The sequence below is a fragment of the Alkalitalea saponilacus genome (genome assembly GCF_900168165.1).
Lineage (GTDB): Bacteria > Bacteroidota > Bacteroidia > Bacteroidales > Marinilabiliaceae > Natronoflexus > Natronoflexus saponilacus.
On record NZ_FUYV01000003.1, the window covers coordinates 59,826 to 83,708 of the forward strand.

A 23,883-nucleotide genomic window follows, 5' to 3' on the forward strand; every position below is an offset into this window, starting at 1 on the left:
AAGGCAGCCTTTGTTTTTATGCATTATCCAGTGCTGATTTTAATTTTTCTGTTACCTCTTCAGCTATTTGTTGTACTTGTTTGTTTTTGATGGGTAGCATCGCCGCATTGGCATTGATGATGGCGACTTCAATGGTGCCTTCATCCAATTGCTGAACGATGACATTACATGGCAGTATGGTGCCTATTTTGTTATCAGCTTTGAGAGCTTCAAATGTGTATTTGGCGTTACACGCTCCAAATACAATGTACTTTTTAAAAGTAATATCCAATTTCTTTTTTAGCACTTCATGAAATTTGATCTCAAAAAGGAACTCAAATCCTTCATCTTTTAAAGAGCTTCTGATCCTTTCTTTTGCATGATCAAATGAAGTGGCAAATATTCTGCTAAAATAGTAGCCCATGGGTTAATGGATTTTTGATTAGAGAATTACTAAGCCTATTAAAAGGGGGGGCATTTCATAAACAGAACGGAAATAGCTGTGAACTATGAAAAAATGAATATATTTATACCAGATAATGCAACATAAATACCGGTAAACGCCTGAAAAAATATTATAATGGAAGATACAAAAAAGAAACCACAATTGAAAATTGAGTTGAATGAGGAAATTGGACAAGGAATCTATTCCAATTTAGCCATTATCAGTCATTCACCTTCTGAATTCGTTTTGGATTTTGTACGTGTAATGCCCGGGGTCCCTAAAGCCCAGGTAAAGTCCAGAATTGTTCTCACTCCAGAACACGCTAAGCGTTTGTTACATGCTTTGAAAGATAACATCAATAGATTTGAGCAGCAGCATGGCCCAATAAAGAATATTGAACCACAGGGAGGTGTTAATCCCATGGGATTTGGCGGGCCTGTTGGTCAGGCATAATGATAGAACTTTTCTTATTACTTCACGTATACCAATATTTGAATGCACATAAATTGATCTGTTCTTGAGTATTGGTTTGTGGGTCAAGTCATTACCAATTATGACTGTATTTTCCCTATTAACCTCCATTTTAACGTCCTGATTTACTTCAAAAGTCAGGATATTGCTATGAAACCTTTTCTAAAATGCATTAAATAATGCGTTTGAGTTGTTGCTGTAATTAACTGAACGATAGATATCTTTCGTTTGAAATATAAACGAGTTCTGAAGCCAATTCCTGACTTAGTGTTTATTCTTACTGTCAGATAAACTTCAGGATTAAAACAAATAATCAGCATGATAAAGGTTTTACTACTATTGTTGTCATTTTGGATTTTTAGCGACCTAATCTACTCCAACGACCATCCTTGGGGATGGGCATCGGTTAACGCAGAAGGAGTTAACGGAACCACTGGTGGTGCTGGAGGAACTGTCGTGACTGTGTCAAATCAATCTGATCTTGAATTCTATGCAAACAAATCAGGAAGTTATATTATTCAGATTTCAGGAAGAATTAACATCAGTCCTATGGGCAAGGATATCCGGGTTGGAGCAAATAAAACCATCATTGGACTGGGAGTTGATGCCGAAATTAATGGAGGCGTTTTAGCTGTAGAGAGTACTTCAAATGTAATTATTAAGAATCTTATAATTGCTGATACTGTAACCGATGATTGGGATGGGAAGGACAATGATTATGATGGGATCAGAATCAGGCGGTCGCACCATGTTTGGGTTCATCATTGTACCATTCGCAGGCATGGTGATGGTGCTATCGATATTGTTAATGGCTCCAGATATGTTACCGTCTCTTATTGTGTGTTCGAAGCTCACAATAAAACCATGTTGATTGGTGGCAGCGATGGAGAGACTTTTTCAGTAGAAAATCCTCATTCAGTCACATTGTACCGTAATTGGTTTAAAGGAACTACTCAACGACACCCACGTGTAAGGTTTGGCAAAGTTCATGTTTTTAATAACTATTATTCTGATATGGGGCAATATGGACGTCAGATGGGATTTACCACCTGGACGGGATATGCCATTGGCTTTGGCGTAGATGCTAAAATTGTGTCTCAACTGAATTATTTTGAAAATGTGGATAGACCAACTGACCGATTTGATAACAGTTCTCGGCCTGCATACATCATTGATGTAGGTAGTGTATTTGTCAACAGCGGATCATTTACAGAACAAACAACAGGAACATCTTGGGTTCCGGTTGATAAATATCATTTTGAAACCATCCCGGCTGCCGATGTCAAAAGTTATGTCATGTTAAATGCTGGAGCAGGTCGAATGAATCAGGATTTAGGCGATGGAATATATCGGGGCTCTGGTGATCTTATTGATCAGTTGATGTTGTTCGAATTCTCTAATGCAGAGAATTGGAGTGTACAAAACAATTTTACTTTTGGTAAAACTGTTTATGGCGATAGAGACTTTACAATACTATCTGTTCCTGAAGAGTTGGAGGGGAAGGAGTGGGTGAGTACAGCCATGAACTCAAGAACTAATAACACGCTTGATAAATATGCTGCCATCTCATTGTTAAGCGACGGAGTTGTTTATGTCGTGCATCCCAACAGAGTGACGGAAAAGCCGGAATGGTTATCAGGCTATGAAAATACCGGGCTGGAAGTAGCTGTAAAAGAATCGGCCACTGTTACCAGAATTTTGACGGTATTTAAAAAGAATGTGAGTGCAGGTGTTGAAGTGGATTTAGGCATAAACTCAAATGATGGGACTACAAGCACTTTGATGTATTTTGTAATAGTGGATGGAGAGGTTTCATCTTCTTTAACTTCACCCCTTGAATCAATTAATTGTTTGCATATCCTCCAGACAGGTTCAGGTGTGAAAGTTGAAATAAATGTTCATACTCCGGGAGATTTCATTGTGGAAATATTTGATTCAAAAGGCAGAGTGGTGGATTTGCTTCATGCTGGCTGGAAAAACTCCGGTAGTTATAGCTATGATATCATTAGAGGTAAATATCAACGTGGATTGTATGTCGTCAGAATGCGTTCTTCAACATTGATTCAACATGCAAAGTTTGTTCTATAAGGTTGAATTATTTAAGAATCTTTTTTTTAAATCTTAAATGATCGTAATTTTGAAAGAGTTTGGTTGGTAAACCAAGCTCTTTCTTTGATTACACCTTGATTATGATTAATTTAAAGTCAAATGGTTCTTGTGAAATTGCATAGATATAAAATATTCGGGTTCATTTTTTTTCTGTTTTTTTGGACTCTGCTATCTCTTAATTGTGGAGAAGCCTATACAGAAAAGAGCAATACCTCTGTTGTTTGTTTCTGGGAACAACTTGAAAACGAGAGCCGAATCTGGGTTGATTCGGTGTACAATTCTCTTACACTTGAAGAGCGTATCGCTCAGCTGTTTTGGATTGCAGTGGAAAATCCAACCAATGCAGCAGCCTTTCGAAGGGCAATTTCCGAAACCCAAACATATCAACCCGGTGGAATTTTGCTTTTCAGGATGTCTCCAGAGACAGCTCTGGAGGTGATTGATGAATTTCAAAAAGTTTCCAATACTCCTTTGTTTGTTTCCATTGATGGGGAGTGGGGTTTGGCCATGCGTTTCCCCGATGTTGAACCTTATCCTTACGCTATGACGCTTGGAGCCATTCAAAATGACTCGCTCATTTACAGGATGGGAAGAAAAATGGCTCATCAATTTCGGTTGTGCGGAATTCATATAAATATGGCTCCCGTTGCCGATGTAAACAGCAATCCTGCAAATCCGGTCATCGGATTTCGTTCATTCGGCGAAGACCCGGATAATGTGGCACGGAAATCTATTGCCTATATGCAGGGGCTTCAGGATGGGGGAGTTATGGCGGTTGGAAAGCACTTTCCAGGACATGGTGATACTTCAACCGATTCGCATAAAACACTTCCTCTTGTCGCACATTCACGCCAGAGGCTTGATTCCATGGAGATTTATCCCTTCAAAAGAATGATTGATGAGGGACTGTGGGCTGTTATGTCTGCACACATTGAAATCCCCGAACTAGAGAGTGAGGCGGGATTGCCAGTAAGTTTTTCTCAAAAAGTTCTGAAAGATTTGTTGAGAGATGAATTGGAGTTCAGGGGGTTGGTAATTACTGATGCTATGAACATGGAAGGTGCCAGAGTGATGGGGAAACCCGGAGAGCGCGATGTGCTTGCGCTTGCTGCCGGAAACGATATCGTTGAATTTACAGAAGACCTGCCTGCGGCCATTATAGCTGTTAAAGAAGCCATTGAAAATGAAACATTATCCCTTGAGGAGATTGAAGATAAATGCCGGCGTTCGCTGGCATTTAAATATTGGCTGATTGCAAGAAAATCAATGGAAAAGGATGCCATTGATGATGATACCGATTCTTTAATGAAGATGACATCTACAGAAAATATTCTGGAACTACTCAATAATGAGAAGGTTAATGAATTAAACAGAGAGTTGTATGAGGCAGCTCTTACTCTGCTTAGGAATGAGAACGATGTTGTAAGCTGGTTTGAAAACCAGCAGTATGAAGGGGCATTTATTTTATTGGGAGAAGCGCCTGCTATGCTGAATAAAATCAGCAACCGGTTTGATTGTCCCGTTTATCAGCTCCCACTGAATAACCCTTCTTTGTTTATCCAAAGAGTTCGCCAATTAGAAAAGTACCGGCAAAAGGTCTTTGTGATAACCGACACCCGGTGGGGGAGCAGAGCGGGTAATGCAACACAGTTGGCTGAGATTGGTGCTTTGGCCGATGAAAACAGTGTCGTTTTCTTTTTAGGTAACCCCTATCATCTTGAAAACTATGAGGTTTTAACCAATGCCTCAGGGTTGATTGTGGCATATCAGAACAATGAGCAGGCCCAGTTGGCAGTGATTAATATGCTGTCCGGGCATGTTAATTTCAGCGGAAGGCTTCCGGTTTCGGTGGGTGAATTATTTAATGTCGGCGATGGAATAAAACGTTAGCCTGTTATTTTCTTCTTTTTACACCCCTGGTGGCTTTTTCATTCCATGGGTCATCGGGCCAAACATGTTTTGGATAGCGGCTTTTCAACTCTTTTTTTACCTCAAAATAGGCGTTATTCCAAAAGCTTTTTAAGTCGGATGTAACCTGCACGGGCTTAAATCCGGGCGATAAAAGGTGAAGCAATACGTTGGTATTGCCATTGTTTACCTTTGGAGTTTCAGCCAGTCCAAACATCTCCTGAAGCCTGACTGACAACACGGGAGGCGATCCGTCAGAATTATATTTCAGCTTTATATCCGACCCGGATGGCACTTTTATGCTGCGTGGTGCCAGTTTTTCAAGCTCCTTTTGTTGCTCCGGTTTCAGATGATAGTGCAATGCATTAAGCAAATCAATTTTAGCTAAGTCATCGTTGCGTTTTATATTGATTAACCATGGTGTAAGCCAGTTTTCACAATTTTCAAGCAAAGTTGAGGTTGAAACATCCGGCCAATTATTTTCAGGATTCCATATTTTCAGACTTAAAACTCGGTTTTGCCATTGTTGCACATCAATATTAAAGTCCAGAAGGCGTTCGCCTTCCTTTTTTATGATTTCAAGAATCGCTTTTGTAACCAGTTCAGAATCGGGTTTATCCAAAGCTGTCGATTGAAGAGTTATGCTTCCGATTTTAAGATCTTTGGAAGCTATCAGGCCGCCTTTTCGAATGTCCCAAATAACGGCTTCTGTAGTTTTTACCATTGGTGCCAAATCCCTTGGGTTAACCGGTGCCGCCAGAAAAATTTTCCCGTCACCTTGGCGTGCGTCCATATTGGCAACCACCAGCCAGGGTTCGTGAGCCATATCGTCGGTGTGGGAAGCGATGGCGTACGTACCGTTGGAGAGTTGAAACCGCGCATTTGTTCCCGGGCGAGCTGAAGCGATGCGCTCAGGATAGGCGTGTACCAAAAGGAGTCCGGTGTCGTATGGATCGAATGGCACGTTTGACGGAGTTGAGTTAAACATTTTTCGATAGGAAGCAGCCACCTTTTCGATGCGATCCCATATTTTGTTGTTCGTTTTCTGGCCTCTGTACCTGCGAAGTGCTTCAATCCTAAGGTTGACGTCTATTCCAGCTTCTTTTCCTAAAGGGTCCCGTTCTTCAAGTACAGCTGCCAAATCAGTTGCCAGTGGCAACTGATTTGCTTCTTCCGCTTTTATCAACATGTGTGCAATCCTGGGATGACATGGAAGGGAGCCCATCTTTTTTCCATGGGATGTAATTTTTTCATCCTCCAAAGCACCAAGTTGGGTCAGGGTATCAATTGCCTGTTGCAGGTGCGAGCGGGGAGGAGGAGTGAGCCATGTTAATTCATTGATGTTGAGATTTCCCCACTGAGCCAAGTCTAAAACAAGGGAACTTAGGTCAGACTCTTCAATTTCCGGTATTCTGTGTGCTTTCATTCGGGAGTGGTCGGCTTTGCTCCACATTCTGTAGCACTTTCCGGGGCCTAAACGTCCGGCTCGACCGGCTCTTTGATCAGCTGTGTCCTTTGTTATTTCAACCGTTGTAAGTCTGGATAATCCGTTTCCCGGGTTGAATTGCAGGGTTCGACCATAGCCGCTGTCCACCACCACTGAAATGCCTTCGATGGTTAAGCTGGTTTCGGCAATGGAGGTGGCCATCACAACCTTCCGTTTTCCCTGTTTATTGGGCATGATGGCTGCAATTTGAGCTGAGAAAGGCAATTGACCATAGAGAGGATGGATGCTGATTTTCGGCAATGATTTTTTTAAAATCTCTTCGCATTGTCTGATTTCTGCCTCTCCGGGTAGAAATACAAGAATGTCTCCCGTTTCTTTTTTTATTGCATCAATCACCACTCTTGCTGTTCGCTGTGGTAAGATTGTCAAATCTCTTACTCCGGTGTAGATTGTCTCAACCGGATATTGGCGACCATCAGCCGAAATGAGCGGTGCGTTAAGCATTTTTGTGAGTGCTTCGGTGTTTAGAGTGGCAGACATGACAACTAAACGAAGGTCGGGTCGGATTAATTGTTGTGCTTCGCGGCAAATGGCCAGCGCCACATCGGCAAAGAGGCTTCTTTCATGAAATTCATCGAAAATGATGAGGCCGGCATTTTCAAGGCTGTTGTCGGCCTGCAACATGCGGGTAAGAATTCCCTCTGTGACTACTTCAATGCGTGTTGCTGCACTGGTTTTGTTTTCGAAACGGATGCGGTATCCCACAGTTTCACCCACTTTCTCGCCAAGCAATGCTGCCATTCGTGCAGCAATGGAACGTGCAGCAAGTCGGCGGGGCTCAAGCATGATGATTTTTTTACCATCCAGCCATTTCTCTTCCAGTAAAGTAAGGGGTATCATGGTGCTTTTACCTGCGCCGGGAGGCGCATGTAAAATAAGGGTATTGTGGTTGTTCAGCTCCTGTTTTACCTGCGGAATTATCTGGTGAATAGGAAGTTTTTGAAGTTCTTGTTGAAACAACTGATGGTTCACGTTATAATGTTTTCTGTTTATGTGTAAACTCTTAGAGACTATTTAAATTTATCACTTTTGTTCGGGGAAATAATATCATATTATTAAAGTGCTCAAGCCGCACAGGCTTTTACTTTTTTTCTACAGCAAAAAAAAGTAAACAAAAAATGCCGCCGCTGCATGAAAAAGACTAAAAATCAATGTGTTTTTCTAAAAACCATGAACTCGCTACGCTCAAACAACACGGTTTTCTTAACGAAAAAAACATTGATTTTCTTAACGTCTTTTTCCTGAGGCGGAAAGCAAGCCCAATATTTCAAGAAAGCCGCACAGCGCAATAAACAAGGCATAATTCATAATTTTTAAATAAAAAACCGGACACCAATGTAAATTTATATTAAATCTGTTTAAAGATTTTTAGTCCCGATTTATCGGGACTAACATCCTTTTTATCTATAAAAGATAATTACAAACTAAATTTAAACAGTTACTTATCTAATATCTTAAAGTCTACTCCTCTACTCTTATTGATTTATCCATTCCTTAAAACTTCTGGCTCTTTCGCGGCTAACCACAATTTTCTCCGGGGTTTCGGGTCTGGTTTTGACAATCAGCTTTCCATTGAACCAGTTTTCAATTTTGTGGATGATTTCAATGTTGATGATGTATTGCCGGTTGGCACGGTAAAAATAGGAAGGATTTAGTTCGTCTTCAAGTTTTTCCAAAGGCAAGTCAATGATGTTGTGTGTTCCGTCAAAGGTTACCGCTGTGGTAACCTTTTGAGAGCTGTGAAACCACGCCACATCAGCAATTTTGAGTTTGGTATATCCATCGATGGCAGGAACCAGGATTCTCGACCTGAAGGATTTTTTTCCTTCTGTTAAGGCGTATGCAAGGTCTTTGATGTCGGTGATGCTGGTGGTGTGGATTTGAGAAGCTCTCAGCTTCTCAAATTTTTCAATGGCTGTTTTTAAGTTTTCAGGTCTTACAGGTTTTAACAAATAGTCAATGCTGTTTACTTTAAAAGCCTGAATGGCATATTCATCATAAGCGGTTGTGAAAATAATCATTGAATGCACCTCCGTTTGGTCAAAAACCTCAAAGCTGATGCCATCCGATAACTGAATATCCAAAAACATCAAATCCGGATGTGGATGACTTTGCAGCCATTCCACTGTCTCTTCTACCCCGGTGGTGGCGATAACAATCTCCCAATCGGGTCTGATTTTTTCAATCATTCCTTTTAAAAGCCTTTGCGTAGGGATTTCGTCTTCTGCAATTAAAACGGTTGTTTTTGCTGTTTGCATGATGCTTTGTTATTTCTCGTTTTCCAATAACGGCAATGTTACGATGAACTGCTCGTCGTTATGAATGATGTCCATCTCTTTGTCGGACAGGAATTTGTATCTTTTTATGATGTTTTCCAGGCCTGTTCCGGTGGAATATGTTGTGGTTTTAGGGTTGATGTTATTGGTTACGCTTAAAGTATGGTTGTTATTGCTGTTGATTTCAATCATTAAAGGGTCTTTTTCGCTCGCACGATTGTGCTTTATGGCGTTTTCAATCAGTATTTGCAGGGTCATTGGCGGCACGTACATGGAGAGATGACCAGTTTCTATATTGGTTTGCATTTGCAGTGCATTCCCCATTCTGATGTTATGAAGATACCTGAAATCATCGAGAAAGTCCAGTTCCTCTTTGAGTGTGGTGGTGAGATTGTTACGTTGCTGAAGCACGTAACGATAAACATCGGACATTTTTTGAGCAAACTCAACAGCACCTGGCGGATTGTATTGAATTTCAGAAATTAAAACGCTGAAACTGTTGAACAGAAAGTGTGGATTCAGCTGGTTTTGCAGAGCCATATAATCCGATTTGAGTTTCGCTTGTTTCAGTTCTTCATTTTCAATGAGCGACTGTCGCCAATTGTAGGCAAAGCTGCGCATAATCAATACACTGTTGAATCCGAGAATAAAAATAGTTCCGAAAATAAATGTAATGATGGCATCTTTTGATAGAGAACGGGGTGCCACAAGAGAAAAAATAATGGTGACTGCGATGAGCCACAGTACACTGATAAAAACCTGAATTCTTATGCGTTTGGTGATTTGAGAAAACCAAGGAACTCTTTGGTTTAAAATTCTGTTGATGATGATGTTGCCTTCGCTCAGCATGTTGATGCCAATGACCGCCATAATGATGGAGAGTGGTTTACTGTAGATGTCATCCACATCCAGAACAGCTCCAAGAAAAAGCATTGAAACAATTCCCAGAGCCGATACATAAGCCATTCTTCTGAAGGTGGCCATCAGACCGGGATTCATGATTTGATCCTGAAGCTTTTTGAATTCGTTTGTGTTGAATTTTTCTGCTTTATTCATTGATTGTGGTTATTCAGATATTTATTGCAAATGTAGCTCTTTCGCAAAGAAAACCATTGCTAAGAATAACCGTAACGGTTTAATCACAGATTAAACCGTTTGTAACCGAGAGCGGATTAAAGAGTTAATCAAACCAATATGGATAATCTGCCTCTCCAATGAACTTTTTTCTCCGTGAACCATCAGGATTCATCATTTTAATGGAGCCAATTGCTGTAGTGGAATTGGATCTGTTTGTGAAAACAATATGGCCTCCATTGGGTGAATACATTGCATTTAAGTCATTGGTTCCACTGGATTTTCCTTGAGAAAGGTTGGTCAGTTGCCCCGAATTTGTGTTCATCCGGTAGATTTTGGCATCCAGCATTCTTCCCACGTGGGAGTCTGTTCCGCTCATGTCCATTGAGAACAATATGTGGACATTGTCAGGATGGACTGCTAATCCTTGGATGGCATAATCACTGTTTTTATAAACCTGTTGCATGTTACTGCCGTTGGCGTTGATGGAGGATATTTGCCGGTTTTTAATGGTGTTACCAATGATCATGACAAACAATCCCGAACCATCAGGTTTATATATGACTTCTCTGAAATGAGAACCTTCGGGAGCAACGGCCAGAACTTGCATGCCGGTACCGTCCGGATTGATTCTGTATAATTTGTCAAAACTAGTAAATACCAGGTGGGAACCGTTTGGAGCCCAATCATATTCTATTTTCTGGTGAAAGTAGCTTCCGATTGGGACTGTTGTTAACCTTTTTACATCAGAACCGTCCAGGTTCATTGTATAGAGTTGTGGAGCGATGTTTTGAGTAGATTCAAATGCAATTCTTGTTCGCTGACTGTTAATTTTGGCATTCCAGATATGGTGCTTGCTGTTTGTTATTTGAATCATATTGGTTCCTAGTGTATCTGTTACAAACAGTTGTGATAATTCATTCTCAACTCTTGAAAATAAAATCTGATTTTTAGGAAATGATTGAGTTCTGAACTGACGAATTTCTGAAAACACTCGCCCTGCTTCGTTATAGGCCTGTACTTGCCAGTAGTACCAGGTCTCAAACTTGAGGTTGTTGATGTGATAGAACGTGTCTTCCAAATTTGTGTAAATCATTGGATTGCCAAAATGGCCTGATTCATAAATAAGAAGGTCGTAGTATGTAGAATCTGCGTTCTCTGTTTGCCATGAAATGGTTGTTTTTGTACTGTTTTGATTACTGTTGTTCAGAGGCCAGTGTTTTGACGTGAAAGCAGGTGCATGTTCTGCCGTGAGATTTTTTTCAATCATAATCTCTACATCTGTTGTTTGGTTATGAAGCACACTAATGGCTACGCTTTGGGATTTAAATCCGCTTTTCCCGGCAATGACATTGTATTCACCTTCATGGATGTTTTCAATATAAAACATCCCTGTTTCATCTGTTCTTACACTTTCGCTATATGGATGGGTTGTGACTCTGACATCCGGAATGGGATCAAAATTGACATTATCTATGACATATCCTTTTAACTTTCCGGTGAGTGGTGTTTCCAATCGTTCTTCACACCCTGAACATATAATCATTATCAGGAGAATTATAACGTACCAGTTATGAGTGGATTCTATTTTCATTGTTTCTTTTTTTTAGTTGCCAGATTGAATTCGCCAGGTATAACTTCTAATTATTCTTGTTGGCTAATCCCGTAGTGCCGAAAGCCAGGTTTATGATTGAACATTGGATAGACTCCGTTGATTCCGGGATTCTCAAGGCTCGTTTCAGAGCCTTTTGTTAATTAATCGTTTTTAAAAAGATTGAATCTGTAAGCTATGCCAAGGCTAAAACCCCATATTCGATCGTTGTATTTTCCATGAACCATTCCATCAAATTCATCACTCAAAAAATAGTGACAATCTGCCGAAACTCTTATTAGCAGAGGTAGTTCCTGCAACTTCCACTGATACCCTGCACCAAAATGAATAAACTGAAATATGTTGTTGTTAAAGGAAGGATCATTATAGAACCATTTTTCTCCATGTTGGTAGTTGATTCCATATCCGGCTTTCAGAAATGGCGAGTTTCTATATTGAGGGAAAATGGGGAGGTTCAGCGTTAAACTCGACCAGCTTACATTTGTATTAAAATTTCTTTTTGCAGCCACCTTACCACTTCCAATATTTAAAGAGAAATTAATGGGTTTGTTTTTAAAGAAACCCAGACTCAACTCCGAGCCCGGCTTAACAACTCCGGAGGCTACGTCGCTGTCAAGAATCAATCCTCCCATATTTAAACCAACGCTAAACATCTTGTCGTTTTGCATGGAGAGATTTCCAAGATGGTCGGTAGCGTAGCTCATCTCCTTTTCTTGTCTGTAACTCTCAAAAACAGACATGTTAATATGATCCGGATTTTGAAGCTCCCACAGATTGTCCTCGATGCCTTCAACAATTAATGCCAGAACGGCTTTGTCTATGGCTTCCTGAACCGCGACAAATGATGGCTCATTATAGGTGTAACCGGTTTCAGCCTCCAGAAGTTTTTTAAGCGAAACAAACCTGAAAACTCCCATGTCCATTTTCTGTGACAGAATTGTTTTGGAAGCATGAACCGTTTTAAGAATTCTACCAGTGCTGGTTGAAACCGCCCTTAAATATACTGTTACCTGATCTTCTCGATATTGTCCGGATGCGCCGGTTCCAAAATATCTGGCGCCAACTCCTCCGGTTCGGATGTTGGTTTCATACGCTATGATTCCGCCTTCAATGATGACACCTGCGTAGAGCAGGGGTGGGAGATTTCCGCTGCCCTGAAACTGTTCCTGCGTTTGACGAATGATGCGACGTTCATTCAATAAGTTCGATAACCCCTCACGCTCTATTGTTATGAACCAGTTGGACTCTTCCAGTGATTGTATGAGAATAGAAGTAGCACCCTGAGTAACTACAGTTGACCAACTCGAGGAATGTTCTGTCAATTTGTACTGACCCGTTTGATCCCTAAAACTGTAAACAGCCGCATATACCTTTTCGCGGGGAGGAGGCAGTTCACTGATCTCTTTGTGATGAACCCTGGAGAATTCTCCAAACCTTGCCGGCATTGTTTTAAGTGGGTGTTTGAATGTACCGGCACAACCCGTTAGAATATAGATGGTGATTAGGTAAAGCGTTGCGAATAGTGCACTCCTTTTGTATTTGTGGTGTAGGAACATAAGTTAATTCGTATTGTTTTTGGGTTGTGTATTCCGGTTGTCGCTTTGTCTAAAAATATGGAACCGTAACGGTGGTTTTATCACCTGTTGCGGTGTCTAGTATTTCTATTTCCAGACCACCTAATCCTGGTGTTATTTCTATTTCATAACTACCTACATTGTAATGCCCTTCGTTAAAACCTTCACTAAAATAGTTGCGCATGAGGTTGCGGCTCAATTGACTGAGAATTTGTCTGTTCAGGTTTTCTTCAAAGTCCTTTAGTGGATCCCGGGTCGCTCTGTCTGCCGGCTTTGCTTCATGGGTGTTCTGCACCTGAGCAGAACTCAAAAGCCATTGATAGTTCAGGTAGTTTCCGCCAAATGCCGGGTTTACCGGCTGATATACGAAGTTCTGCGCTGATGATAGTCCGGTTGAAGCCAGAATTATTGCGAAAATGGCAAATGCGCGAATCAACTTCCTGGATGGAGATGTTGGTTGTGGCATAATTGTATCTTATTTAGGTTTTGCAGATTTCTGTTTTAAAATAGTCCGGTTCCGCTGAAATCATCGCTTTCAAGCTCTTTTTGAATGAGTTCATAATTTAGGAAATATGACTCTGCCTGTTGTAAAGCTTTTTCTACGCTTTGTCTCAACTGTTCCTGGTTTGGCCGTACAAAAGATCTGAAAATATACCGATCTTCGACTCTTATCCATATTTGAGTTCCCATGCCGGGCATGGGTTGCTCTCCTATAAACATATTTACTCCTCTTACATTTGATGGGTTTTCCCACTCCGAATCAAACATCCTGAAAAAATCTCCACCGATTTTTGTAATGGTCTCATCAAAAACAAAATTCATGAACTCAACAGCCTCTACATTATTTTCAGTATTAATACCATTGTTGTTGCCTGCCTCTGATGAAAACAATTGCTTTAGAAGCTTAAGGGTTGCATTGTTTTGAATGGTGTCATTACTTTCCTGTGCCTCCGGATTATGACCGTTGGCTTTAAAGCACATTGTTGTTAAAAAAAAGAATGTACAGTAAAGAGCTTTGGTCATCTGTTTAAATTAATATCCGTTTGTCTGATCTGAGATAAATTTCCAAATTTATTTCAAACCAAATGATGAATATTGGTAAACAGCAATTAATTAAGGGTAAACGGTAAAAAGTGATTATCGCATTTCCTTGTTGCGAATGGTGTCGCCTGCCACCATTTGATGCTTGTAGTAAATCAATAATATGGCTTCCCACTTTTCGTCTTTGTTGCAGTTGATGGAGTTGTATGATAATTGTGTAACCATTCCGGGTAAAGCAATTACACTTCCAGTCTGGTTTGTATGACTGCTTCCTGAAGGACTTTGCTTTACGACTTTTAGGCGATAATCAAAGGATAGTTCTAACTCTTCGTAATTGATGAGTTTTCCGGTGAAGGTGTATTGATCTGAAACTTCCCTGATTTCTATCCATGATTTGACACGGATAGGTGCTTCAGGTGTTTTTTGTGCAGAGATTGAAAACAGCGATCCGGAAAAAGCCATGAGAAACAGAGAACCCATCATTAGTGGTGGATTGCATATGATTTTAAGAAACATTTTGTTTTAGGTTTTAAATCAATCAGGGATAGGCTTTTTGATGCTCAATAATTATTTTCATGCCACTGCTGCCTTGTTGGTGAATCTGGTAGGCAGGAAATGTTCCATCTTTTTCGATCTGGATTACTTCATGGTTGTTTCCTTCCTGAATAATGTCCAGTTTCATGCCGTTGCCTTCTAAGTCCTGTATGACTCGGTTGTCATTCCCCAATTGTAAAATCCTGATCAGATTCTCCTCTCCAACCAGAACTCCCCGGTAGAAATTTTCATCACCATACTGCAGAAGTCCAAAACTGTTGCGATCACCGGATTGTTCCCATGTGGCAGTATTGTTATGTCCTTCTTGAATGACTATGCTGTGATTACTGGTTGCAGGAACCGTTCCCGGAAATATCAATTGATACTCCTTGTTTTGAATCAGCTCATTGATGTTTACAGTGGTTCCTTCTCCTTCGGACTGAATGATTCCATTGAGCAAGCCGAGTTGTCGCAATTCAACAACCTCTTCCAGCTGTTCATCTTGCTCGGTTTGTTGGGCAGATAGCGTATTTATTGCGAACAGGTTCATAAGGAGTGTTAAGAAAAACAGAAGTCGCTTTTGCATTATTGAATTTTTAAGGAGTTGTTGAATGAATTCCCGCAAGCAATTTTGCTTGCGGGAATTTCTCTAAATTAATAACTGTTGTAACAATTATATATTAATGCTCTAAAAACTTTGAGATTGTGTAATTGTTGAGCTGTTTCCAAATCCATTTTGAGTGGAAGATGCAAAGTTAGCAACACCGGTTTGTGTTTGTGTAGCAATGTTAGCTGTTCCAAATTGGTCAATTAGTGCCGTATTACCTGCTCCTGTTTGAGTTTGGAAAGCTTGGTTACAATCTCCATCCTGAAGAATTGTTGCTTCGTTACCCATACCCCATGCACCAGAATGTTTTTGTGTTTGTTCAGCAAAATTCTCAGAGCCACCCTCTTGGGTAATGGTTGCTACATTTCTGTACTGTCCAATAATAAAACCTTGTCCTGATGTTTGTGTTTGAATAGCTTCGTTGTTGGATGATGAAGCCAATTGGTTAATGGTGGCATTGTTTTTTGCGCCAATCTGACTTTGTAAGGCATAATCATTAGCTCCGCTTTGATTAATTAATGCAACACTGTATGTGCTTCGCATCTGCTGGTTTTGTATTGCTTCGTTACCAGTTGCTCCAAGGTTTTGATTAATGGTGGCTAAATTACCGGAACCATCCTGAACTTGAAGCGCTGAGTTTTTATCCCCTGCCTGCATGATAAATGCAGTATTGAAGCTGTTTTCATAATTCTCAGCAACTCTTAGATCTTGCTTTTGAATGGCTGAATTCCTGTTGCCTGATTGATCAATTGTGGCTTCATTACCTAGTCTCTCCTGATATTGCTCGGCTACGTTTTTGTTACCTGTTTGATTAATAAATGCAGCATTACTTCCATATAATTGATCAACTACGTTTTGTTCCTGAAGGGCAGAGTTCCAAAGTCCACTTTGTTCAATATCAGCGGAATTTCCTTCTGCATATTGGGTTTGTGTTGCTACGTTAACATCTCCTGATTGCAAAATAACCGCTGTGTTTTCTTTCCCATCTTGATATTGTTCTGCTACATTGTAGTCACCGGTCTGTGTAATCAATGCATCATTCTCTTCGCCATGTTGGGTTTGTTTAGCATCATTTACATACCAATAACTTGGACTTGATTGTTGGTTAATGACAGCTTTATTCTCATCTCCTTCCTGGTATTGAACAGCCGTGTTTTTACCATGGATATCCTGATTGATGAATGCTTCATTCTCATCACCTATTTGAGTCTGAGTTGCCCTGTTTAGTATAGTAGCATCGCCTTCAGTTTCTTCGGTTGCTCCCTTTTGAATTATTGAAGCCTCATTATAATCTCCTGCCTGATATTGTGTTGCACTGTTAAGCCATCCCAGTTGATCTATAACTGCACTGTTTCCTTGTCCAATCTGTTCTTGGGTAGCAATCACATTCTTAACCCCAACTTGTGTAATGGCAGCATTATTCACGGCGTCTCCACTCAGATTGGTTTGCTTTTGATCTGCTACATTCTTAGTCCCATTTTGATCTACAGTGGCATTGTTATAAGAGCCATCTTGAGTCGTTGTAGCTACATTGGATGTTCCTGATTGATTATGCGTTGCTTCATTGTTATATCCCTGAGCAAATAGCATTCCTGAACAAAGGGATATTGCTGCTGTAAATAAAAATAATTTTTTCATGATACTTGAGTTTAAAGTTTAGTAGATGAGTTGCCTCTTGGCAACGAAAGAAATAATTGTTTTTCTTAGGTTTTTATTGGTTTATAGGCTCTGCTAATGGATTTTCTAGCCCGGTTCCAGTCTCCTGTTGAAATGTTTTTGTTTTTCCATAATCATGTAATTTTGGTGAACAATCATGAATTTATTTAAATGAAATTTAGGGCGACTTTATAGCGATTGCATCTTTAATTTGTTAACAACCGGAATCTGTGTGTGAATTGCATTTTTTAATTTTTTGGAAGATGTTGAGCATGAATTTTAAACTGTGGAAGTTGATGTTCATTATTTAATTCCCGTTATCCTCAATTTTTTCTTTATCTTTTAAACCATTATATCTCTTTGTTTTATGTGCTCTTTGAATTTGTTCAGATAGGTTCTGCCAATGGGAATGTTCGTTGAATTGATATTTATACTTTCCCGGGAGAAAAAATCGATTTTTGATACCGCCACGATGAATGATTTGTGAACCCTGACGAATTCATGACTGTCGAGTTTTTTTTCCAGATACTTTAGATTTTGATGCGTGATGTGACTTTTCTCTTTGGTGTGTATTTTGGCATAATTATCTAACGCTTCAATATAGAGTATTTCGGAAGTTTCTATTTTTATGTTTTTGTACTCAGATTTTACAACAATGTACTCCTGACTGCCATTGATTGTTTGTTGCTTTAGCTTTTTATATTCAATGATTTCCCTCGCTTTGCAAACTGCTTGTTGAAATCTCTTAAAACCGTATGGTTTTAAGAGATAGTCTGTTATGTTGAGTTCGAATCCATCAAAAGCATAGTGTTTATAAGATGTTGTGAAAATGATCATGCTTTCATTGGAAAACTCCCTTGCTATTGCCAATCCTGAAATTTCCGGCATTCCAATGTCAAGAAAAATAATATCCGGTTTGTTGTTTTTTAAATGAACCAACGCATCCCATGGATTGTTAAATGCTTCTGTGAGCTCAATAAAGGAGATTCTTTTGCAGAATTTTTCCAGAATAGATAATGAAAGGTTATCGTCGTCTATGGCGATGCAAATCAAATTCATTTCTCTTTAACTTTATTGAGTTTTGACCTGTAATAATTAGTCTCTAGATTGTTTTTCGTCAACGGATGATTTATGACGATTTTGAAATCAATCATAAGTTATGGCGAAATTTGACCAGCGTTGGAGAAATAGTTGTTAACTACCGGAAATTGAAGGTGAATAACATTTTCTGAAATGGTTCGATGGGATAGATGCTTTGGCGTACTTTTAATTGAGAATGGTTCCGGTTTTCCCAGATTTAGAATGTCTGGATTTGAAGTCCATGGTTGATTTTGTCTGTTTGTTTATTCGCAGAACGAGTGCGAAATATCGCATCAATGAGGGGTGAAGAAAGTACGAATGAGGACAAAGATGTCCTCATTCAATTGTTTTGTTCGTAATTTATTTTTGCTATTTTACTTTTTCATGAAAATTTTGAGCGTATGATCGGCCTATTGGAATTTCCCGTCCATTAATACGGAGCTGATCACGTGAAAAATACTCGATTTTTGAAACTGCCACGATGTATGATTTATGTACCCTTACAAAATCTCCATTTAATCTTTTGCTGAAGTGTTTAAGGTTCTGAAGTGTCAGGTAATTTCGTTTTGCAGTGTGAATTTTTACATAATTGTCGAGTGCTTCAATAAAAAGTATTTGCGAAAACTTTAATTTTATGTTCTTGTAATCTGATTTAATAATAACATGGTCATTGTCTTCAAAGGATAGCTTTTTTAAAGCTTTGAATTCAATCCGATCCTTTGCCTTACAAACAGCCTGAAAAAACCTTTCAAAATTAAGAGGCTTTAAAAGATAGTCGGCCGCATTCAGCTCAAAACCTTCAAGAGCAAAATCTTTATGGGAAGTGGTAAAGATAATGGTGGTTTTATGGTTATAAATTTCAGCAATCCTTATGCCTGATATCTCAGGCATATTGATGTCCAGAAAAACAATATCCGGATTTATTCTGTCCAGATGGGGCAGTGCATCTGTAGGGTTCTCATAAGCTCCTCTTAACCGTAAACTTGGAACTTTTTGGCAATACTTCTTTAAAATTGATAAACAAAGGGGATCATCATCAATGGCAACACATTTCAGTAACATACGCTTTTGGTTTGATAACAGTGAATAATCTCTATATCAAAATTCTATTAGATTTAATAGTGACGGTGATGTTGATTTTTAATAGTTTGTTAATATTTCCTATGAACTAGCTATATTAGGTGTATAACAATTTGCTTATACTGAAAAAAATATGCTTAAAATCGTGAGTTTCCTCTTGTCTAATATCTGAAATTCTAACGATCTGTTTTTTTTAACGTAGGATTCCTGTTTCCCGATTTAAATCGGGAAAAATTTAGAGAATCATTTGAATAGTATCTTATCAAATGATTTAAAAGAAATAGTCTGGTTTTAAATTTAAATTTCGAACTAAATTGTTCTGTTGTCAACTAAATAATTTTATGATTTGATTAAGTGGGACTTTTGCCTGATGAATGGCTCGTTTCATTTGATAACTGAATATAAGGCGAATAAGTACGAAAATACCATAATGCTTTTTTCACAACTATTATATAACCTTAACCGTTATTTTCTTGTAGAAATGAATGATGTTGTAATTTTGCAACATAATATTTTCAGTATGATATTATCTCATAATATTATGCAGAATTAAGAAGGGAAAGAGATGCATTATCAAAGTGGCCTGATTTATCTGATGATTTTTTTAGTAATTGCCATTGATGTTTTTTTGTTTTGGCGATGGAAAAAAGGAGGATATTACAGGCATATTCCTGGCCGTACTTTGGCCATTTTACTCTTCGCGGTTCTACCGCTGGTTTCAATTGCAGGTTTCATTTACATCGGTTATCGCCTGCCACTTGCAGATAATTCTTTAATTTATCGGAATTTTGGATGGATTCTGTTTACTTTTTTAAGCATATACTCTTTTAAGCTTATATACTCTGCTTTTCATGGTGGAGGATTGTTGATTTTTAAAAAATCAACCAGAGATACAGCTAAGAAACATCATTACCCGCGAATTACCCGTCGTAAGTTTTTAAGTCAGGTTGGTATTATTATGGCTACAGCGCCATTTGTTTCACTGATGTTTGGCGCTTTCAGAGGGCGATTTGCATTTTACACCCGTCATGTCAGACTCTCATTTCCAAATCTGCCGGAAGGTTTCGATGGCTTACGTATTGCTCATATTTCCGATCTGCATTTGGGAAGTTTTGGTAACAATCGCGAACCACTTCGCGAAGCTGTTCATTTGATTAATGCAGAGCATCCCGATTTAATTCTGTTTACCGGAGATATGGTGAATAATTTTGCCGGAGAAATGGATGGCTGGGAGGGCATTTTTTCAAAACTGAAAGCTCCTTTGGGAAAGTTTTCAGTTTTAGGAAATCACGATTATGGCAATTACAGTCGGTGGGAATCGAAAGCTGAGAAGGCTGCAAATTTTGATGGTATCATTTCTGGTCAGGAAAGAATGGGATTTAAGGTACTCAAAAATGAATCGGTCATTCTCACAAGAAACGGTGATTCAATCGGATTAGGCGGAGTAGAAAACTGGGGAACTGCCTCGTATCCCAGAAATGGAGATTTGGATCAAACCTCAGAGAGTATTGCCGGACAATCTTTTAGCGTGCTGATGTCACACGATCCTGATCATTGGGATCAGAAAGTTCTGGAACATGGTCGGTTTGATTTGACCTTATCAGGCCATACACATGGAATGCAATTTGGCATTGAAAAGGGAGATTTCCGTTGGAGTCCTGCGCAATATGTTCAAAAAAGATGGGCCGGGCTCTATCAGGAAGGTGATAAGTTTTTGTATGTGAATCGCGGATTAGGCTATCACGGATTGCCTGCACGTGTTGGTATGCCGCCTGAAATTACTATTATTGAATTAAGCCGGGGAACATCTGGTACTGAGCCGATGTAACAGGCTTCGAATATTCAAGACTTTCATTTTTAATAGTTCGTTAAATTTTTATATTTAGTAGAAATTCAAGCACATGTAAAATTATTTGCTATATGCGTAATTAAACATTTGCCTTTGTCTAATATCTAAATTTCTAATCCCGATGCATCGGGACTAACGATCTATTGATTTAACTTGCAATATTTAATAAAATTTACTTATTTTGATCATATTAATTTTTAGTAAAACACCATTTTAATGGTGTTTTTGTTTTACTCTAATCCTTGCTATAATGAGACGCATTTCGAAAAACTTACTATTTGTTTTAGGCTTTTTCTTTGCCTTTTCTTCTATTTCTGCACAAAATCTGGCAGAAATTCCAGTTCCGTTAGATCCAATGGTACGAACCGGTACGCTTCAAAACGGATTAACTTATTACATTCGTTATAATGAAGAGCCAAAAGACAGAGCCAGTTTCTATATTGTTCAGAACGTCGGAGCCTTGCTGGAAGAGGATCATCAAAATGGGTTGGCTCACTTTCTGGAGCACATGGCTTTTAATGGCACAGAAAATTTTGAAGGGAAGGGCATTCTCAATACGCTTGAACGGCATGGAGTAGCCTTTGGCAGAAATATTAATGCTTACACCTCCTTTAACGAAACAGTATACAACATCAGTGATGTTCCGGTTAATCGTCCCGGGATTCTTGATACCTGTCTGTTGATTCTTTATGATTGGAGCAACGGACTGTTGCTTACCGATGAAGAAATTGAACTTGAGCGAGGCGTAATTCTGGAAGAGTGGCGTACCAGAAGAAACTCCAATATCAGGATGAGAGATCAATGGTTCCCGGTTTTATTTGAAGGTTCAATGTATGCAGTTCGTGATATAATTGGTGACACGACTGTTATTAAATATCATGACCCTGAAGTACTCAGGCAGTTTTATCACGATTGGTACCGAACAGATTTACAGGCCATTATTATGGTTGGCCAATTTGATGTGGATGAAATGGAGGAAAAAGTGATAGAACTTTTTTCAGAAATCCCAGCAGTAGAAAATGCTCTGGAGCGTCCATTTTTTGAAATTCCAAAGCGGGAAGGTACCGCGTTTGTTGTGGCTACCGACAGGGAAGCCACCCAAACGAGCATCACCATATATATCCCTCGAAGAAACCGGGATATGCAAAAGAAAACTCTTGAAGATTTGAGATCCGGATACATACGCTCTCTGTATAATTCCATGACAAGTGCTCGAATTCAGGAGCTATTGCAACAGGGAACACCACCTTTTATTAATGGTTACACACAGGCCGGTGGATTTATGAGAGGTTACGATTCTTATGTTATTGGGGTTACTGCGAATCCCGGTGAAGCAGAAAAGGCTGTTGAAGCCATAATGGTTGAGACAGAGAGGGTTTTAAGGTATGGATTTACAGAAAATGAATTGGCAAGAGCCAAATCCAATATTCTCACAAACCTGGAGAGTAGGTATAATGACAGAGGAAAAATCCGAAATGATGTATTTGCACGACAATTGCAGAATCATTACCTGATAAATGCTGTTGTTCCAGGCATTGAGTTTGAGTATGAATTTGCCAATCAGGTAATTCCCGGAATCACAGTCGAAGAAGTTTCTGCAATAGCGCGGGAGTGGATACGCGAAGATAACCGAACCATTGTTGTGACCGGTCCTGATAATATAGAACACATTGCAGAGACAAGTGCCTTTTCTATCATGGATGGTGTTAAACTTGCCGAAATTTCACCATATGAGGATCGTTTGCTTGCTGAAAGCCTTATTGAAAAGGAGTTACCCGGTTCCTCAATTGAGCAAACTGTAATTCTTGAAGATTTTGATGCTGTGGAATGGACGCTTTCAAATGGTGTGCGCGTTGTGTTCAGACATGCAGATTATGAAAAAGACAACGTGTTGTTATCCGCCTATAGCCCGGGAGGTTCTTCTGTTAAGGGAAATGATTTTGTGCCTTCAATCACGCTTTTTAACGAGTTGATAACCAGCTATGGCGTGGGAGATTTTGATGCCGTTTCATTGCAACAGATGCTGTCCGGGAAACGGGTTTCGGTGCGCCCTATGGTTTATGATTTTTCGGAAACCATAAGTGGTAATGCCGCGCCACGGGATTTTGAAACCATGATGCAACTGGTTTATCTCTATTTTGAGCAGCCAAGATTCGATGAGGAGGCACACAATGCATTAATGTCACGCTATGTCTCTTTTGTGGCCAATATGCAGAATGAACCTCGTAAGATAATGAGTGATTCTATCACATTGTTATTATCCGATTTTCATCCCAGAGTCAGAAACTTGGATGTGTCGTTGATTAATGAAGTCTGTTTTGAGCAGATTAGAGCAATTTATCAGGATAGGATTCATGATGCTTCTGATTTTGTTTTCTTTATTGTAGGTAACATGGATGAAGAAGTTGTCAGGTTAATGTCTAAACAATATCTGGGTTCTTTAACCGGCACCGGACGTGAAGAGACATGGGTTGACCATGGTGTAAGGTTTCCTCAAGGCCAACAAAAAAAGCAAATTGAAATACCTTTGGAAATACCCAAAGCCAACGTAAATGTGTTCTATTCACGGGAAATGGACTATGCCCCTGAGAATTTAATGTTTATGCGTGTGTTGAGAGGGATTCTGAATCTGAGGTATATTGAAACCATTCGCGAAGACGAGGGAGGTACTTACGGGGTTTCTGTTGGCTGGACGATGAACCGTAAACCGGTTCAAACGGGAGGGATACAGATGAGGTTCGAAACAGACCCCGAAAGAGTTGACCATCTGAAACCAATTCTTTACAGAGAGATTGAGAAAATCATTGCAGAGGGTCCCACGCAGGATGACTTCCAAAAAACCATTGAAAACATTTTGAAGGACAGAGAGCAGGCGCGCCGGCACAATTCGTTTTGGCTTAATTCGCTATATAACTTCTATAGAGAAGGGGTAAATCATGCAGATGAAGAAAACTTTGAAGAGATTGCCCGTAACATGACTTTGGAGGATATACATCAGTTTGTTATAGAGTTTTTTAATGAAGCTGATTTAATGGATATACTATTTCTGCCACAGGCAGAAATAGTATCTGCTAATTAATT

The 23,883-nt window shown here is 39.5% G+C and carries 18 protein-coding genes; 5 read left to right on the plus strand and 13 right to left on the minus strand.

The annotated features are described in order from the left end of the window. Positions 1-16: 16 nt before the first annotated feature. The gene (locus B5X70_RS03710; RefSeq protein ID WP_079556536.1) at positions 17-403 is read right to left on the minus strand and encodes a DUF302 domain-containing protein; all 387 of its coding nucleotides are present in this window, start codon (positions 401-403) and stop codon (positions 17-19) included. A gap of 156 nt (positions 404-559) precedes the next feature. On the opposite strand from B5X70_RS03710, the gene B5X70_RS03715 reads away from it, so the two are divergent. From B5X70_RS03715 to B5X70_RS03725, 3 genes are all read left to right on the plus strand, one after another. After that, positions 560-877 (plus strand): DUF3467 domain-containing protein, encoded by a 318-nt coding sequence (locus B5X70_RS03715; RefSeq protein WP_079556537.1) that lies wholly within the window; start codon positions 560-562, stop codon positions 875-877. A 336-nt stretch (positions 878-1,213) separates the two neighbouring features. Beyond that, the gene (locus B5X70_RS03720; protein WP_079556538.1) at positions 1,214-2,983 is read left to right on the plus strand and encodes a pectate lyase family protein; all 1,770 of its coding nucleotides are present in this window, start codon (positions 1,214-1,216) and stop codon (positions 2,981-2,983) included. A 129-nt stretch (positions 2,984-3,112) separates the two neighbouring features. Beyond that, positions 3,113-4,894 carry a glycoside hydrolase family 3 protein gene (locus B5X70_RS03725; RefSeq protein WP_159449979.1) on the plus strand — a complete coding sequence of 594 codons (1,782 nt, stop codon included), beginning with the start codon at positions 3,113-3,115 and terminating at the stop codon, positions 4,892-4,894. A 4-nt stretch (positions 4,895-4,898) separates the two neighbouring features. On the opposite strand, the gene hrpB is transcribed toward B5X70_RS03725, so the two are convergent. From hrpB to B5X70_RS03785, 12 genes are all read right to left on the minus strand, one after another. After that, complete coding sequence (gene hrpB / locus B5X70_RS03730; protein ID WP_198314165.1) at positions 4,899-7,391, minus strand: ATP-dependent helicase HrpB; 2,493 nt, start codon at positions 7,389-7,391, stop codon at positions 4,899-4,901. Between the two features lie 503 nt (positions 7,392-7,894). Beyond that, the gene (locus B5X70_RS03735; protein WP_079556540.1) at positions 7,895-8,677 is read right to left on the minus strand and encodes a LytR/AlgR family response regulator transcription factor; all 783 of its coding nucleotides are present in this window, start codon (positions 8,675-8,677) and stop codon (positions 7,895-7,897) included. Positions 8,678-8,686: 9 nt separating this feature from the next. Further along, positions 8,687-9,751, minus strand: a complete 1,065-nt coding sequence (locus B5X70_RS03740; RefSeq protein WP_079556541.1) for a sensor histidine kinase — start codon at positions 9,749-9,751, stop codon at positions 8,687-8,689. 124 nt (positions 9,752-9,875) lie between these two features. Next, positions 9,876-11,363 (minus strand): carboxypeptidase-like regulatory domain-containing protein, encoded by a 1,488-nt coding sequence (locus B5X70_RS03745; protein WP_079556542.1) that lies wholly within the window; start codon positions 11,361-11,363, stop codon positions 9,876-9,878. Between the two features lie 161 nt (positions 11,364-11,524). Then, on the minus strand, positions 11,525-12,826 hold the full coding sequence (locus B5X70_RS03750; RefSeq protein WP_157666505.1) for a CsgG/HfaB family protein: 1,302 nt from the start codon (positions 12,824-12,826) through the stop codon (positions 11,525-11,527). A gap of 160 nt (positions 12,827-12,986) precedes the next feature. Further along, a complete protein-coding gene (locus B5X70_RS03755; RefSeq protein WP_079556544.1) occupies positions 12,987-13,421 on the minus strand; it encodes a curli production assembly/transport component CsgF in 435 nt (144 codons plus the stop codon). A gap of 35 nt (positions 13,422-13,456) precedes the next feature. After that, the gene (locus B5X70_RS03760) at positions 13,457-13,978 is read right to left on the minus strand and encodes a CsgE family curli-type amyloid fiber assembly protein (RefSeq protein ID WP_079556545.1); all 522 of its coding nucleotides are present in this window, start codon (positions 13,976-13,978) and stop codon (positions 13,457-13,459) included. A 114-nt stretch (positions 13,979-14,092) separates the two neighbouring features. Continuing rightward, the gene (locus B5X70_RS03765; RefSeq protein ID WP_143255022.1) at positions 14,093-14,512 is read right to left on the minus strand and encodes a hypothetical protein; all 420 of its coding nucleotides are present in this window, start codon (positions 14,510-14,512) and stop codon (positions 14,093-14,095) included. A gap of 22 nt (positions 14,513-14,534) precedes the next feature. Beyond that, positions 14,535-15,116: a hypothetical protein gene (locus tag B5X70_RS03770; protein ID WP_079556547.1), complete on the minus strand. Its 582-nt coding sequence runs from the start codon at positions 15,114-15,116 to the stop codon at positions 14,535-14,537. A gap of 102 nt (positions 15,117-15,218) precedes the next feature. Beyond that, positions 15,219-16,775, minus strand: coding sequence for a hypothetical protein (locus B5X70_RS03775; protein ID WP_079556548.1), 1,557 nt, complete (start codon positions 16,773-16,775; stop codon positions 15,219-15,221). Between the two features lie 360 nt (positions 16,776-17,135). After that, complete coding sequence (locus B5X70_RS03780; RefSeq protein ID WP_079556549.1) at positions 17,136-17,852, minus strand: LytR/AlgR family response regulator transcription factor; 717 nt, start codon at positions 17,850-17,852, stop codon at positions 17,136-17,138. 390 nt (positions 17,853-18,242) lie between these two features. Next, positions 18,243-18,935: a LytR/AlgR family response regulator transcription factor gene (locus B5X70_RS03785; RefSeq protein ID WP_079556550.1), complete on the minus strand. Its 693-nt coding sequence runs from the start codon at positions 18,933-18,935 to the stop codon at positions 18,243-18,245. A 583-nt stretch (positions 18,936-19,518) separates the two neighbouring features. Here B5X70_RS03785 and B5X70_RS03790 point away from each other — a divergent pair. Both B5X70_RS03790 and B5X70_RS03795 read left to right on the plus strand, forming a co-directional pair. After that, a complete protein-coding gene (locus B5X70_RS03790) occupies positions 19,519-20,781 on the plus strand; it encodes a metallophosphoesterase (protein ID WP_079556551.1) in 1,263 nt (420 codons plus the stop codon). Between the two features lie 271 nt (positions 20,782-21,052). Beyond that, positions 21,053-23,881 carry a M16 family metallopeptidase gene (locus B5X70_RS03795; protein ID WP_079556552.1) on the plus strand — a complete coding sequence of 943 codons (2,829 nt, stop codon included), beginning with the start codon at positions 21,053-21,055 and terminating at the stop codon, positions 23,879-23,881. Positions 23,882-23,883 lie beyond the last annotated feature (2 nt).